At 57.9% G+C, this 12,039-nt stretch carries 13 protein-coding genes; 7 read left to right on the top strand and 6 right to left on the bottom strand.

The window, feature by feature from the left end:
• Window positions 1-114: 114 nt before the first annotated feature.
• Window positions 115-495, bottom strand: coding sequence for a VOC family protein (locus GOV90_RS15675; protein WP_171093744.1), 381 nt, complete (start codon window positions 493-495; stop codon window positions 115-117).
• Window positions 496-579: 84 nt separating this feature from the next.
• Here GOV90_RS15675 and soxR point away from each other — a divergent pair, with 84 nt between their 5' ends.
• From soxR to GOV90_RS15655, 4 genes are all read left to right on the top strand, one after another.
• Entirely contained in the window at window positions 580-1,035 is a 456-nt protein-coding gene (gene soxR / locus GOV90_RS15670) for a redox-sensitive transcriptional activator SoxR (RefSeq protein WP_171093742.1), read from the top strand.
• A 136-nt stretch (window positions 1,036-1,171) separates the two neighbouring features.
• A complete protein-coding gene (locus GOV90_RS15665; protein WP_171093740.1) occupies window positions 1,172-2,821 on the top strand; it encodes an electron transfer flavoprotein-ubiquinone oxidoreductase in 1,650 nt (549 codons plus the stop codon).
• A gap of 146 nt (window positions 2,822-2,967) precedes the next feature.
• The gene (locus GOV90_RS15660) at window positions 2,968-4,638 is read left to right on the top strand and encodes a tetratricopeptide repeat protein (RefSeq protein WP_171093921.1); all 1,671 of its coding nucleotides are present in this window, start codon (window positions 2,968-2,970) and stop codon (window positions 4,636-4,638) included.
• Window positions 4,628-5,449 carry a 4-(cytidine 5'-diphospho)-2-C-methyl-D-erythritol kinase gene (locus GOV90_RS15655; protein WP_171093738.1) on the top strand — a complete coding sequence of 274 codons (822 nt, stop codon included), beginning with the start codon at window positions 4,628-4,630 and terminating at the stop codon, window positions 5,447-5,449. Before GOV90_RS15660 ends, GOV90_RS15655 begins: the two co-directional genes overlap by 11 nt.
• Here the strand turns inward: GOV90_RS15655 and GOV90_RS15650 are convergent.
• Complete coding sequence (locus tag GOV90_RS15650; protein WP_171093736.1) at window positions 5,442-6,440, bottom strand: polyprenyl synthetase family protein; 999 nt, start codon at window positions 6,438-6,440, stop codon at window positions 5,442-5,444. The two genes, GOV90_RS15655 and GOV90_RS15650, sit on opposite strands and share 8 nt — an antisense overlap.
• A 56-nt stretch (window positions 6,441-6,496) precedes the next feature.
• Here GOV90_RS15650 and GOV90_RS15645 point away from each other — a divergent pair, with 56 nt between their 5' ends.
• From GOV90_RS15645 to GOV90_RS15635, 3 genes are all read left to right on the top strand, one after another.
• The gene (locus tag GOV90_RS15645; RefSeq protein WP_152456800.1) at window positions 6,497-6,712 is read left to right on the top strand and encodes a DUF2007 domain-containing protein; all 216 of its coding nucleotides are present in this window, start codon (window positions 6,497-6,499) and stop codon (window positions 6,710-6,712) included.
• Complete coding sequence (locus tag GOV90_RS15640; RefSeq protein ID WP_171093734.1) at window positions 6,709-7,473, top strand: tRNA1(Val) (adenine(37)-N6)-methyltransferase; 765 nt, start codon at window positions 6,709-6,711, stop codon at window positions 7,471-7,473. Before GOV90_RS15645 ends, GOV90_RS15640 begins: the two co-directional genes overlap by 4 nt.
• Window positions 7,474-7,604: 131 nt before the next feature.
• Complete coding sequence (locus tag GOV90_RS15635; RefSeq protein ID WP_083445267.1) at window positions 7,605-7,769, top strand: YdcH family protein; 165 nt, start codon at window positions 7,605-7,607, stop codon at window positions 7,767-7,769.
• On the opposite strand, the gene GOV90_RS15630 is transcribed toward GOV90_RS15635, so the two are convergent.
• The 4 genes from GOV90_RS15630 to GOV90_RS15615 all read right to left on the bottom strand — a co-directional run bounded on the left by GOV90_RS15630 (window position 7,766) and on the right by GOV90_RS15615 (window position 11,960).
• Window positions 7,766-8,632: a DMT family transporter gene (locus GOV90_RS15630; protein ID WP_171093732.1), complete on the bottom strand. Its 867-nt coding sequence runs from the start codon at window positions 8,630-8,632 to the stop codon at window positions 7,766-7,768. The genes GOV90_RS15635 and GOV90_RS15630 overlap by 4 nt on opposite strands.
• The gene (locus GOV90_RS15625; protein WP_171093730.1) at window positions 8,629-9,576 is read right to left on the bottom strand and encodes a transcriptional regulator GcvA; all 948 of its coding nucleotides are present in this window, start codon (window positions 9,574-9,576) and stop codon (window positions 8,629-8,631) included. Before GOV90_RS15625 ends, GOV90_RS15630 begins: the two co-directional genes overlap by 4 nt.
• A gap of 298 nt (window positions 9,577-9,874) precedes the next feature.
• On the bottom strand, window positions 9,875-10,597 hold the full coding sequence (phbB, locus tag GOV90_RS15620; RefSeq protein ID WP_171093728.1) for an acetoacetyl-CoA reductase: 723 nt from the start codon (window positions 10,595-10,597) through the stop codon (window positions 9,875-9,877).
• Window positions 10,598-10,784: 187 nt separating this feature from the next.
• Window positions 10,785-11,960, bottom strand: a complete 1,176-nt coding sequence (locus tag GOV90_RS15615; RefSeq protein WP_171093726.1) for an acetyl-CoA C-acetyltransferase — start codon at window positions 11,958-11,960, stop codon at window positions 10,785-10,787.
• Window positions 11,961-12,039 lie beyond the last annotated feature (79 nt).

The following is a 12,039-nucleotide window of genomic DNA, read 5'->3' as shown; positions in this document are numbered from 1 at the left end:
AGCGATCAATTCGCGACTTCGCGCCGTCGTGTGGATTTTGGCTGCGGTCTGTGGCGATGATCAGGGTGCCGGGATCTGTGCCATCGCTGCGAAGGGGTGCAAAGCCACATCATCTCAATCATATTGCACAACCTCAAATTCGATGCCGTTGTCGTCGCGGAAGTAAAACCTGCGCCCCGGATCGTAATCCGCGTGGTTATGAGGCTCAAACCCTGTTTTTCGAACTTTGGCTTCGGTCGCATCGATATCTTCAACCAGAACGCCCACATGATTGAGGCCGCCAACAACGTCATAGCTGCTATTGGCCATGGGTTTGGGGTCTCGCGGCGCGTACAGCGCCAGATATGTATGCTTACTGCCCACATGGACAGTGTAGCCACCCAAGGTGGCCGGGCCTTCCCAGCGGGTTTTCCAGCCAAAGACCTGTTCCATCCATGCGGCTGAAGCCTGCGGGTCGCGGACAGTGAAGTTGGTGTGTTCAAGCGTTGCCATCATGGGATCTCCTGTTTTTAGGCTTGTCCCGACTCAAGCTAATTTCTAAACCTAACTTTAGGTCAAGGTATTTTTTTTGAGGATGTGATGGCTGTTTCAGAAGGGCTGGCAATCGGCGCATTGGCCCGGCGTACCGGGCTGGCGGTGTCAGCTATCCGTTATTATGAGGCGCAGGGATTGATCTCGCCATGGCGCAACTCGGGCGGACAGCGGCGCTATCAGCGCGCAGATATTCGACGGTTGAGCTTTGTGATGATTGCACAGCAATTTGGTCTGACTCTGCCCGAAATCCGCGAGGTGCTGTCAGGTCTGCCTGGAAACCGCACCCCAACGCCGCAGGATTGGAAGGCCATAAGCGTGCAGTTGCGCGCTCATCTGGATCAGCGAATCGATACGCTGGCGCGGTTGCGCGACAATCTGGATGGGTGCATCGGGTGTGGGTGTCTCAGCCTGCCAAAATGTGCGCTTTACAACGCCGATGACCGGGTAAAATCCAATGGTAGCGGCCCCAGGTATCTGATGGGGGACACACCAGAGGCTTGAAGTGTCGAATAGCGGCATTGTTACGCCGTGTTTCGATTGACCAAGGTCTTTGCAACCATGTAATCAGCCGTGAAACAAAATTGCGCCGACCGCATGTAGAAAGCGCCAATTCGGAAAGTTAGCTAAGGAGCCCGCGATGGCCGAGATTGAACGCGAAGCGATGGAATACGACGTGGTGATCGTGGGTGCAGGCCCCGCGGGCCTGTCGGCGGCCATCCGTCTGAAACAGCTGGATGCCGACCTGAACGTCGTGGTTCTGGAAAAAGGCTCGGAAGTTGGCGCGCATATCCTGTCTGGTGCGGTGCTTGACCCCTGCGGTCTGGACGCGCTGATCCCTAATTGGAAAGAAAAGGGCGCACCGCTGAACGTGCCTGTGCACGAAGATAACTTCTACATGCTGGGCGAAGCTGGCAAGCTGCGTATCCCCAACTTCCCGATGCCGCCGCTGATGAACAACCACGGCAACTACATTGTCTCGATGGGCAATGTCTGCCGCTGGATGGCGGAACAGGCAGAAGAGCTTGGCGTTGAGATTTTCCCGGGCATGGCGTGTTCTGAACTGGTCTATGGCGAAAATGGCGAAGTCAAAGGCGTTGTCGCCGGTGTCTTTGGCCTGGAAGCTGACGGCTCGTACGGGCCTAACACTGAGCCGGGCATGGAGCTGCATGGTAAATATGTCTTCCTGTCGGAAGGCGTGCGCGGCTCGCTGTCCAAAGAAGTTATCGCCAAATACGACCTGCAAGCTGGCAAAGAAGTGCAGAAATACGGCGTTGGCATGAAAGAGATCTGGGAGATCGACCCGGCCAAGCACAAAGAAGGTTCGGTCACGCACACAATGGGTTGGCCGCTGGGCAGCAACGCGGGTGGTGGGTCGTTCATCTATCATCTTGAAAACAATCAGGTCTATGTCGGTTTCGTGGTTCACCTGAACTACAAGAACCCGCACCTGTATCCCTACATGGAATTCCAGCGCTTCAAGCACCATCCAATGGTGGCCGACCTGCTGAAAGGCGGCAAGCGCGTGGCCTATGGTGCGCGTGCGATCACCGAGGGCGGCTATCAGTCGATGCCTAAGCTGGTGGCACCGGGTGTGGCGCTTCTGGGTTGCTCGGCGGGCATGGTCAACGTGCCGCGCATCAAGGGCAACCATAACGCGATGCTGTCAGGTAAGGCTGCGGCAGAGGCCGCGTTCGACGCCATCAAGGCCGAGCGTTCGGGTGATGAGCTGGCCGCATACGAGACCGAAGTGCGCGATGGTCCCATTGGCAGCGACTTGAAGAAGGTCCGCAACGTAAAACCGATCTGGTCGAAATGGGGTCTGACCGCATCACTGATGCTGGGCGGTCTGGACATGTGGACCAACACGCTGGGCTTCTCGCTGTTCGGGACGGTCGGACACGGCAAGAACGATGCAGACTCGACCGAAGATGCAAGCAAGCACCAGCCCATCGACTACCCGAAGCCCGACGGTGTGCTGTCATTTGATCGCTTGACCAACGTGTCTTTCGCGGCGACCAATCACGAGGAAAGCCAGCCCTGCCACCTGCGCCTGGCCGACCCCGAAGTGCCGGTCAAGGTCAACCTGCCCAAGTTTGACGAACCAGCGCAGCGCTATTGCCCGGCTGGCGTTTACGAGGTGGTCGAGGATGAAACGGCGGGCCCGCGATTCGTCATCAACTTCCAAAACTGCGTGCACTGCAAAACCTGCGACATCAAGGACCCAAGCCAAAACATCACTTGGACTACGCCGCAGGGTGGGGACGGTCCGAACTATCCCAACATGTAAGCAAAAAACTGGGCACTGGCAGGGTCGTGAAGGCTCTGCCATTGCCTCTTGCCAGCCAAAGCCCTAGCTTGTTTGTCAGTCAACGATAGCAAGGCAGGATTTCGGTGGTTTCCCTGGTTCGTCGCGCGGCTCTGTCCGTGCTGCTCATGTCGTCGGTCGCAGTCCCGGCATTCTCAGACTCGGGCGCAGGGTCGTATCTGGCCGGGCGGCAGGCAATTTACGAAAGTGATTATACCGCTGCCGAGCGGTACTATGCACAGGCGCTGAAGTTCGATTCACAGAACCCGTTGCTTTTGGAAAGCGTTGTGGTGGCACGCCTTGCGCTTGGCGAGATTGAACGTGCCTTACCTGTTGCTGAGCAGATCGAAGAAGCGAACCTGCCCAGCCAGGCCGCGCGCATGGCGATTGCGGCCAATTTGGTTGCAGATGGCAAGTATGACGTCCTTTTAACGCGCAATCCGGAAACTCAGGGCGTCGGACCGCTGGTGGACGGGTTGATGGTCGCCTGGGCCCATTTGGGCCAGGGTGAAATGACCAAGGCGATGCAGCAGTTCGATACTGTGGCCACGCAAGACGGCCTGAAAGAGTTTGCGTTGTATCACAAGGCCATGGCATTGGCCTCGATCGGCGATTTTGAAGGGGCCGAGGCCATCTTTGCAGACAATGACGGTGCGGTGGCGCGTTTTACGCGTCGGGCGGCTTTGGCGCGAGCCGAAGTGCTGTCCCAGCTGGATCAGAACGAAGACGCCCTTCAGTTTCTTGAGGACGTATTTGTTGCTGGTAGCGACCCGACCATCGAAACCTACACCAGCCAGCTGGAGGCGGGTGAAACACTCCCCTTCACCCATGCCCGCTCGGCGCGGGATGGCATGGCCGAGATTTTCTTTACCGTTGGTGCCGCGCTGAACTCTGAGGCGTCGCCGGACTACGTTCTGCTCTATACACGATTGGCCAGTTTTCTACGCCCTGACCACGTGGATGCCATTCTGTTGAGCGCCGATCTTCTGGATCAACTGGAGCAATATGATCTGGCGGTTGCGGCCTATCGTATGGTTCCAGCAGACAGCAACGATCATCACGCGGCCGAACTGGGCCGGGCCGAAGTACTGGACCGCTCAGGCAAAACCGATGCCGCCGTTGAGGTGTTGCAAAACCTTGCAGCACAAGACCCTGACCTTCCGGGTGTGCACGTGGCTTTGGCCGATCTGCAGCGACGTCAGGAAAACTATCAGGCGGCAGTGACGTCATATGACACGGCAATCGGGCTGACGGACAACGCAGCAGGCGGCAACTGGTTCTTGCACTATGCCCGTGGCATCAGCCATGAGCGGCTGAAGCAGTGGGATCAGGCCGAAGCTGACTTCCGACGCGCACTTGAGCTGAACCCTGATCAGCCGCAGGTTCTGAACTATCTGGGCTATTCGCTTGTCGAGCGTAAAGAGAAGCTGGACGAGGCACTGGACATGATCCAGCGCGCCGTCGCGGCCCGCCCGGACAGCGGCTACATCGTCGACAGCTTGGGCTGGGTCCTGTTCCGTCTGGGTCGCTATGACGAAGCGGTTGAGCAGATGGAGCGCGCCGTTGAGCTGATGCCTGTCGATCCGGTGGTGAACGACCATCTTGGCGATGTCTACTGGGCCGTAGGCCGTGCGCGCGAGGCTGAATTCCAGTGGAAACGGGCGCTGTCCTTCATTGATCCCGAAGATACGGATGGCGAAGCAGACCCAGAGCGCATTCGCCGCAAGATCGAAGTTGGGCTGGATGCCGTTTTGGCCGAAGAAGGTGCAGAGCCTTTGAAGGTCGCTAATGGAAATTAAGGCGTTTGCGCCAGCTAAGATTAACCTGACTCTACATGTGACCGGCCTCCGGACAGATGGCTATCACCTGTTGGATTCATTGGTGGTTTTTGCTGATTTGGGCGATCAACTGACGTTCAAACCCGGCCCTGCATTGTCCATGGATGTGCGCGGCGAGTTTGCCGATGGCGTCCCTGCGGACAGCCGCAATCTGGTGTGGAAAGCTGCCGAAGGTGTGGGTTGGACCGGGCATATCGATCTCAGCAAGTCCTTGCCCCACGGAGCGGGCATTGGGGGCGGCTCGTCAGATGCTGCGGCCACGCTTGGGGCTTTGGCTGGGCAGGGTTATGACGCTCCGCCGGATCTGCCCCTGTCACTTGGGGCAGATGTGCCCGTCTGTCAGGAAGGCCGAGCGATCAGAATGCAGGGCATTGGTGATCAACTGGGTGCTGTAAACCTTCCGCACTTGCCCGCTTTGTTGGTCAACCCGAATGTGCATGTGCCAACGGGGGCCGTTTTCAAGGCACTGGCCAGCAGAGACAATCCGCGGATGCCTGAGCATATCCCTGAGTTTAAAAACGCCACCGACTGCGCCTTGTGGCTAAGTGATCAGCGTAACGACTTGGAAGTACCAGCCATGGGCGCTGCGCACGAGATTGAACAGGTTCTGGACACACTGCAAACGACAAATCGCGCCCTCATCGCGCGTATGTCGGGGTCAGGGTCAACCTGCTTTGCGCTGTATCCGACGATGAAAGACGCGCATTTCGCAGCCTATGAGATCGGCGCAGCGCATCCTGATTGGTGGTGCCGCGCCACTCAGCTTAATTGAGTCGCGAGACCACGTAGTCTGCCAGTTCACGCAGCAGGCTGCGAATTTCGTGATCCGGCAACACATCCAGCGACGCCTTGGCCTTGTTCGCCCAACCCAAGGCGTCTTGCCGGGTCTCTTCCAGCGTAGCGTATTTGCCCATCAAACGCAGCGCATGATCCAGATCGCCCTCCTGTTGACGGCCTTTTTCAATCGTACGCTCCCAGAATGCGCGCTCGTCCGGTGTCGCTTGGGCCACGGCTTTGATCACCGGAAGTGTCAGTTTGCGTTCGCGGAAATCATCGCCAACGTTCTTTCCGGTTGCTTTGCTGTCGCCCTGATAGTCCAGCAGGTCGTCTGCAATCTGGAATGCAATGCCCAACGAGTCGCCATAGTCGAACAGAGCTTTGACCTGTTCTTCCGAAGCGCCAGCGATCACGCCACCGACCTCAGTAGCGGCGGAAAACAGGGCGGCTGTTTTGCCGCGCACAACCTGCAGATAGACGCTCTCATCCGTACGCAGATCGGTAGCTGCTGTCATCTGCAGCACTTCGCCTTCGGCAATCGTGGCCGAGGCGTTGGCCAGAATGTCCAGCACCCGCAGCGAGCCGGTTTCGACCATCAGCTGGAAGCTGCGTGAAAACAGGTAATCGCCGACCAGAACGCTGGATTTGTTGTCCCACAGCAAATTTGCAGTGGGACGACCGCGCCGTTGGGCGCTTTCGTCTACCACATCGTCATGCAGCAGCGTCGCGGTATGGATAAATTCGACCGTGGCCGCAAGCCGCACATGGTGATCACCGGTATACCCAAAAAAGCGCGCCGCCGCCAATGTCAGCATCGGACGCAGTCGCTTTCCGCCCGCTTCCACAAGATGTTGCGTCACCTCTGGGATTCGTGGCGCATGGTCCGACGCCATCCGCGTGCGGATCAGGCCGTTTACGGCCTCCATCTCGCCCGCCAACAATTCGGCGAGGCGCTCATGCGGTTTTGAAATCATGTCGACGGTCATCACACTCCTGATACAAGGCTCGACTTCCGCCTCGCCTTGCCCTTACATCCATCCCCATGAAAGAACTATTGCGCAGTACCGATCCGACAATCCTGGCCTTTGCATCCGCTCTTCTTGAAGGCGAGGATATAGACTGCTTTCAGATGGACGTAAATATGAGCATCCTCGAAGGTGGTATCGGAATCTTTCCGCGCCGCCTGATGGTGCGGTCCGAAGATCTGACTCGCGCCGAACGTGTGATGCGCGATAACGAGATTCCGCTGGGCCGATGACCCGCTTTGAAGACAAAGAACTGACCCGTAACGATTTCCTGGGTGGCCGGGTTCGACTGCTGCAACCCGAAGCCGGTTATCGCGCTGGTGTAGACCCCGTTTTTCTGGCCGCGTCAGTGCCTGCCCGGACCGGCCAGTCGGTGTTAGAGCTGGGCTGTGGCGCGGGGGCCGCTATTCTGTGCCTGTCCGCTCGGGTGCCGGGTCTTAAGCTGACCGGGGTCGAGTTACAGCCCGCCTATGCAGATTTGGCGCGTCGGAACGCAGAAATGAACGGTGTAGATCTGGATTTGGTCGAGGCAGACCTGACAGCTTTGCCAACAGCCATTCGGCAGCGTCAGTTCGATCACGTCATTGCCAATCCCCCCTATTACCGGGCCGGAGCACATAGTCGCGCCAACGACACCGGCCGCAGCATCGCGTTGGGAGAAGACACACCTTTGCAGGACTGGATTTCAGTGGCGGCCAAACGTCTGGCTCCGCAAGGGTATCTGCATATGATCCAAAAGGCAGATCGCCTGCCGGATATGATAGTGGCCTGCACGGGCGGGCTGGGGTCGGTTGAAGTGTTGCCCCTTTGTGCGCGTACAGGTCGTGAGGCCGAACTGGTGATTTTACGGGCGCGCAAAGGCGGTCGTGCGGCATTTCGCCTCCACGCACCTTTGATTCTGCACAAGGGTGAACGCCATGAAACGGATGGTGAAAGCTATACCGAGCAGGTTTCTGCGGTGCTTCGGCAAGCCGCCCCATTGCCCCGGTTCTGACGTCAATCGGCAATGACCAGCCGATTTTGTCGGATTTATTACAGATTCTGTGCTTGTGCGGCGTGACAGGGTGGAAACGATGTGCTCAACTTCTTACGTGAACTACAGACACGTAAACAAGGAGGATCGCAATGAGCGTGAGCGCACATCTGACGGAACTGAAGAAAAAGCACGAATCTCTCGGTCTCGAAGTGGAACAAGCCCAACGCTCGCCGGGCATTGATGATCTCCATATTGCTCAGTTGAAGAAACAAAAGCTTAAACTGAAGGAAGAGATCGAACGCCTGTCTGCCTAAGATTTCAGGCTGGCGCGGGCCGCGATCAGGGCCCCGCCGGTGATCAACAAGGCCGCGATCGCAAGCCCCCAGGATGGGGCGGCGATCCCGGCCACAACCAAAGCCAGCGTTGACAACAAAGGGGCCGCGTAAGACGAGGTTCCCAGCATTTGAATGTCGCCTTGCTTGACCCCGATGTCCCACACATAGAATGCAAGCCCGACAGGCCCAAGGCCAAGCGCCAGAACCGAGGCCCAGCCAAGGGGCGTGACCGGAAACACTGTGTCTTCCAAAGCCACATGCAGCAGGCCAGATGCCAGTGCGGCTGCTAGGCAAAACACTGCGACCGAACTGGTGGGCGTGTCGCCCAGCTTACGAGACAGAACGGAATAGCCTGACCATGTCAGAGCGCAGAGCAGGGCCAATGCATATCCGGGCAAGTGTTGGGCTTGAAAGCCTGCGCCGCCGCCACCTCCGATAATTACGGCGGCCCCTGCAAATCCAAGACAGGCACCAATCATATGCCCAACACGTAGATGTTCGCCCGGCAGCAATCCCGACATGAGCACGATGAGCAAAGGCCAGAGATAGGCGATCAGCCCAGCCTCGGCGGCTGGGGCCATGCGCAGGGCGGAGAAGTAAAGGGCGTGATACCCGAACAAACCCAAGGCTCCAAACAAGTAGGTGGTCCAGGGAACGCGTTTCAAACTGCTCAACCCGCCCGTGGCAGCGGCCCAGATCAATCCAAGCGTGCCACCAATCGTAAAGCAAATTGTGTTCAGCAATAAGGGCGGCGTGGGAGCAGAGCCGACCGTGAACAAAGCCAGCAAAGCCCACAGCAAGACGGCCACAAAACCGATGGCCGTTGCGCGCATTTTGGTCATCGGTTGGAAACCTCTTCAATCGGTATGATCTTGAACTCATCCGATATATGCGCGGTTTTTTCAATCTCGGTCAGAAACCAATCGCGAAACGCCGCGATCTGAGGTTTCTTCTCGGCCCCTGGAAGGCAAAGAAACCGGAACCGCCCCTGTGTTTCCAAAGCCACTTTGAACGGCGCGACCAAACGGCTTTCGGTCAAGTCCTTGAGAATCATGGCGCGTCGTCCAAGCGCCACACCAACTCCTGCGACGGCGGCATCAATCGCGTGATCGGCATTCGAAAAATGCGCGCCATGGGTCGGGGTGAAATCGATCCCTACTGCACGGAACCAAGCAGGCCAGTCGCAGGGCGGGGTCAGGAAATTGATCGAATCGTCATGGATCAACGGGGCGTGCCGTAGGCTTTCCGGAGTGGCGAATTGTTCTGCCAGTTCCGGTGTCATGACCGGGGTTAGCCATTCCTTTCGCACAGGGACGGAATACAGCCCTTCGTCCGCGGAATTGCCAAAGCGGATGGCGACATCCACATCGTCCCGCTCAAGGTCCATATTGCGCAGAGTAGCCGAGAACTTCAGATCGATCTCAGGGTGTGCGCGGGCAAACTCGTAAAGCCGCGGTGCCAGCCATTTGGCTGTTAGTGCGGGACCGGCGGTCACAGTCAGGCTGGTGTCATCTTCCTGCCTGCGCACGGCGCGCCACGCGGCTTGCAATGTAGCAAAGCCTTCGGCAGCACCGGGTGCCAGAGCGCGCCCGGCCTCTGTCAGCTCTACGGCCCGATTCAGGCGGCGAAACAACGGTCGGCCCAGATGTTCCTCAAGCGACTTGATCTGAAAGGACAGGGCCGCTGGCGTCACATGCAGCTCCGCCGCGGCTTTTGCGAAAGACATATGCCGGGCCGCGGCGTCAAACGCACGGAGCGCGGTAAGCGGGGGAAGATAGTCGCTCATAGTGAAGTAAATCTTAACTGAACACCCAAGAAAGCTCGTTTGTAGCTTTACCACGTAACCCTCATATTCATCTCAGGTCAAACAAAACTGATTTGAATAGGAGACAGCCATGATCGAGATGACGACAAATCCCGCCGCCCAGATGGCGATCCTGCGCGCCCACCAAGAACGCAGCCGTGTGGTTTGGCAGTTTTGGAAACGTATTTTCGGTTCCCGCTGATCGCAGCGCGCGTGATCTTACGGGATAAAAAAGGGCCGGTCCAAAAGGACCGGCCCGTTTTTTCTTCTGATAAATGGATCAGACGAAGAACTGCGCACCGTTGGCCGAGATGGTCGAGCCATTGATGAATTGGGAATCGTCCGAGGCCAGGAACGCCACACAGCGTGCGATTTCTTCGGGCTCACCCAAACGACCTGCCGGGATCTGGCCGATGATGGATTCGCGGACCTTTTCCGGTACGGCCATGACCATTTCAGTTGCGATGTAGCCGGGGCAGATCGCGTTGGCTGTGATACCCGCGCGCGCACCTTCCTGCGCCAGGGACTTTACGATGCCCAGGTCTCCAGCTTTGGTCGCGGCATAGTTCACCTGAGCAAACTGACCTTTCTGACCGTTGATCGAGCTGATGACGATCACGCGACCGAACTTACGCTCGCGCATGCCAGGCCAGACGGGGTGTACGGTGTTGAACACACCGGTCAGGTTGGTGTCGATCACGTCTTTCCACTGATCGGGTGTCATTTTGTGGAACGGCGCGTCACGCGTGATACCCGCGTTGGCGACAACGATGTCGATGGGGCCAACCTCGGCTTCGACTTTTTCGATGCCAGCTTTGGATTCGTCATAGTCGGCGACGTTCCACTTATAGGTCTTGATACCGGTTTCTTCGGTGAATTTCGCGGCGGCTTCGTCATTGCCTGCATAGGTGGCGGCAACATTGTATCCTTCGGCTTTGAGCGCCTTGGAAATTGCTGCGCCAATGCCGCGGGAACCGCCGGTGACGAGTGCTGTACGTGCCATTTATGACTCCTTCAATTTTAGTCGTCTTGGTAATGCTGTTACTCTGAGAGGTGATCGCGCGCAATATTGTTTCGTCGTGGATCTGATTTTTTCGGGTGGCAATATCGTCGCATCCAAGGGGTATGAGCCTTTTGTAACAAAAAAGGGCGTCCGACGGACGCCCTTTGATATTTAGGTTTCAGTGCACTTAGTCGCGCTCCACACATAGCGCGACACCCATGCCGCCACCGATGCAGAGGGTCGCCAGACCCTTCTTGGCATCCCTGCGCTTCATTTCGAACAGAAGCGTGTTCAGGACACGGCAGCCCGACGCGCCGATCGGGTGGCCAATGGCGATAGCGCCGCCGTTGACGTTTACGATCGACGGATCCCAGCCCATGTCCTTGTTCACGGCGCAGGCTTGCGCAGCAAAGGCTTCGTTGGCCTCAACCAGATCCAGATCGTCAACCGACCAGCCTGCCTTTTCCAGCGCCTTGCGCGAGGCGTAGATCGGACCCACACCCATGATCGACGGGTCCAGACCGGCAGTTGCGTAGGACGCAATGCGGGCCAAAGGCTCGATCCCGCGTTTCTCGGCATTTTCAGCGGACATCAGCAGGGTCGCCGCCGCACCGTCATTCAGGCCGGAAGCGTTCGCCGCAGTGACCGAACCATCCTTGGTGAAGGCCGGGCGCAGTTTGGCCATGGCTTCCATGGTTGCGCCGTGGCGGATGTATTCGTCCTTGTCCATCACGATGTCGCCCTTGCGGGTTTTGATGGTGAAGGGCACGATCTCATCCGCGAACTTGCCTGCCTTCTGGGCGGCTTCGGCCTTGTTCTGTGAAGCAACAGCAAATTCATCCTGCATGTCGCGGCTGATCTGCCATTTTTCGGCAACGTTCTCGGCCGTTTGACCCATGTGATAGCCGTTGAAGGCATCCCACAGACCGTCGCGGATCATGGTGTCGATGTACTTCATGTCACCCATCTTGTGGCCTGCACGCAAAGCGGCGGCGTGGGGCGAAAGGGTCATGTTTTCCTGGCCACCTGCGGCAACGATCTCGGCGTCACCCAGCTGGATGTGCTGGGCACCCAGCGCGACAGCGCGCAGACCCGATCCACACACTTGGTTGATGCCCCAGGCTGCGCTTTCCTGCGGCAAACCGGCATTGATGTGCGCCTGGCGTGCAGGGTTCTGTCCTTGGGCGGCTGTCAGAACCTGACCCATGATGGTTTCGCTAACCTCGCCTTTGTCCACGCCGGCACGTTCGACAACAGCTTCCAGGACGGCGGCGCCCAGATCATGTGCTGGGGTGTTCGCAAACGAACCACTGAAGCTGCCGACACCTGTACGTGCGGCGGATGCGATTACTACGTTGGTCATATGATCAGTCCTTTACCGTCATGGGCCAGCGGAAGTTCTGACGGCGCAGGTCGAGAGGAGCCCCCCGAAACAAGAGCGC

It is taken from the genome of Ruegeria sp. HKCCA5929 (assembly GCF_013034525.1).
In the GTDB taxonomy this organism is placed as follows: Bacteria; Pseudomonadota; Alphaproteobacteria; order Rhodobacterales; family Rhodobacteraceae; genus Ruegeria.
Note: the sequence above shows the minus strand (reverse complement) of the source record. Positions and strands in the feature narration are given on the sequence as shown.

Coding starts and splice junctions, on each gene's coding strand:
- GOV90_RS15675 (WP_171093744.1), bottom strand. CDS start 495: ATGATGGCAACGCTTGAACACACCAACTTCACTGTCCGCGACCCGCAG.
- soxR (WP_171093742.1), top strand. CDS start 580: ATGGCTGTTTCAGAAGGGCTGGCAATCGGCGCATTGGCCCGGCGTACC.
- GOV90_RS15665 (WP_171093740.1), top strand. CDS start 1,172: ATGGCCGAGATTGAACGCGAAGCGATGGAATACGACGTGGTGATCGTG.
- GOV90_RS15660 (WP_171093921.1), top strand. CDS start 2,968: ATGTCGTCGGTCGCAGTCCCGGCATTCTCAGACTCGGGCGCAGGGTCG.
- GOV90_RS15655 (WP_171093738.1), top strand. CDS start 4,628: ATGGAAATTAAGGCGTTTGCGCCAGCTAAGATTAACCTGACTCTACAT.
- GOV90_RS15650 (WP_171093736.1), bottom strand. CDS start 6,440: ATGACCGTCGACATGATTTCAAAACCGCATGAGCGCCTCGCCGAATTG.
- GOV90_RS15645 (WP_152456800.1), top strand. CDS start 6,497: ATGAAAGAACTATTGCGCAGTACCGATCCGACAATCCTGGCCTTTGCA.
- GOV90_RS15640 (WP_171093734.1), top strand. CDS start 6,709: ATGACCCGCTTTGAAGACAAAGAACTGACCCGTAACGATTTCCTGGGT.
- GOV90_RS15635 (WP_083445267.1), top strand. CDS start 7,605: ATGAGCGTGAGCGCACATCTGACGGAACTGAAGAAAAAGCACGAATCT.
- GOV90_RS15630 (WP_171093732.1), bottom strand. CDS start 8,632: ATGACCAAAATGCGCGCAACGGCCATCGGTTTTGTGGCCGTCTTGCTG.
- GOV90_RS15625 (WP_171093730.1), bottom strand. CDS start 9,576: ATGAGCGACTATCTTCCCCCGCTTACCGCGCTCCGTGCGTTTGACGCC.
- phbB (WP_171093728.1), bottom strand. CDS start 10,597: ATGGCACGTACAGCACTCGTCACCGGCGGTTCCCGCGGCATTGGCGCA.
- GOV90_RS15615 (WP_171093726.1), bottom strand. CDS start 11,960: ATGACCAACGTAGTAATCGCATCCGCCGCACGTACAGGTGTCGGCAGC.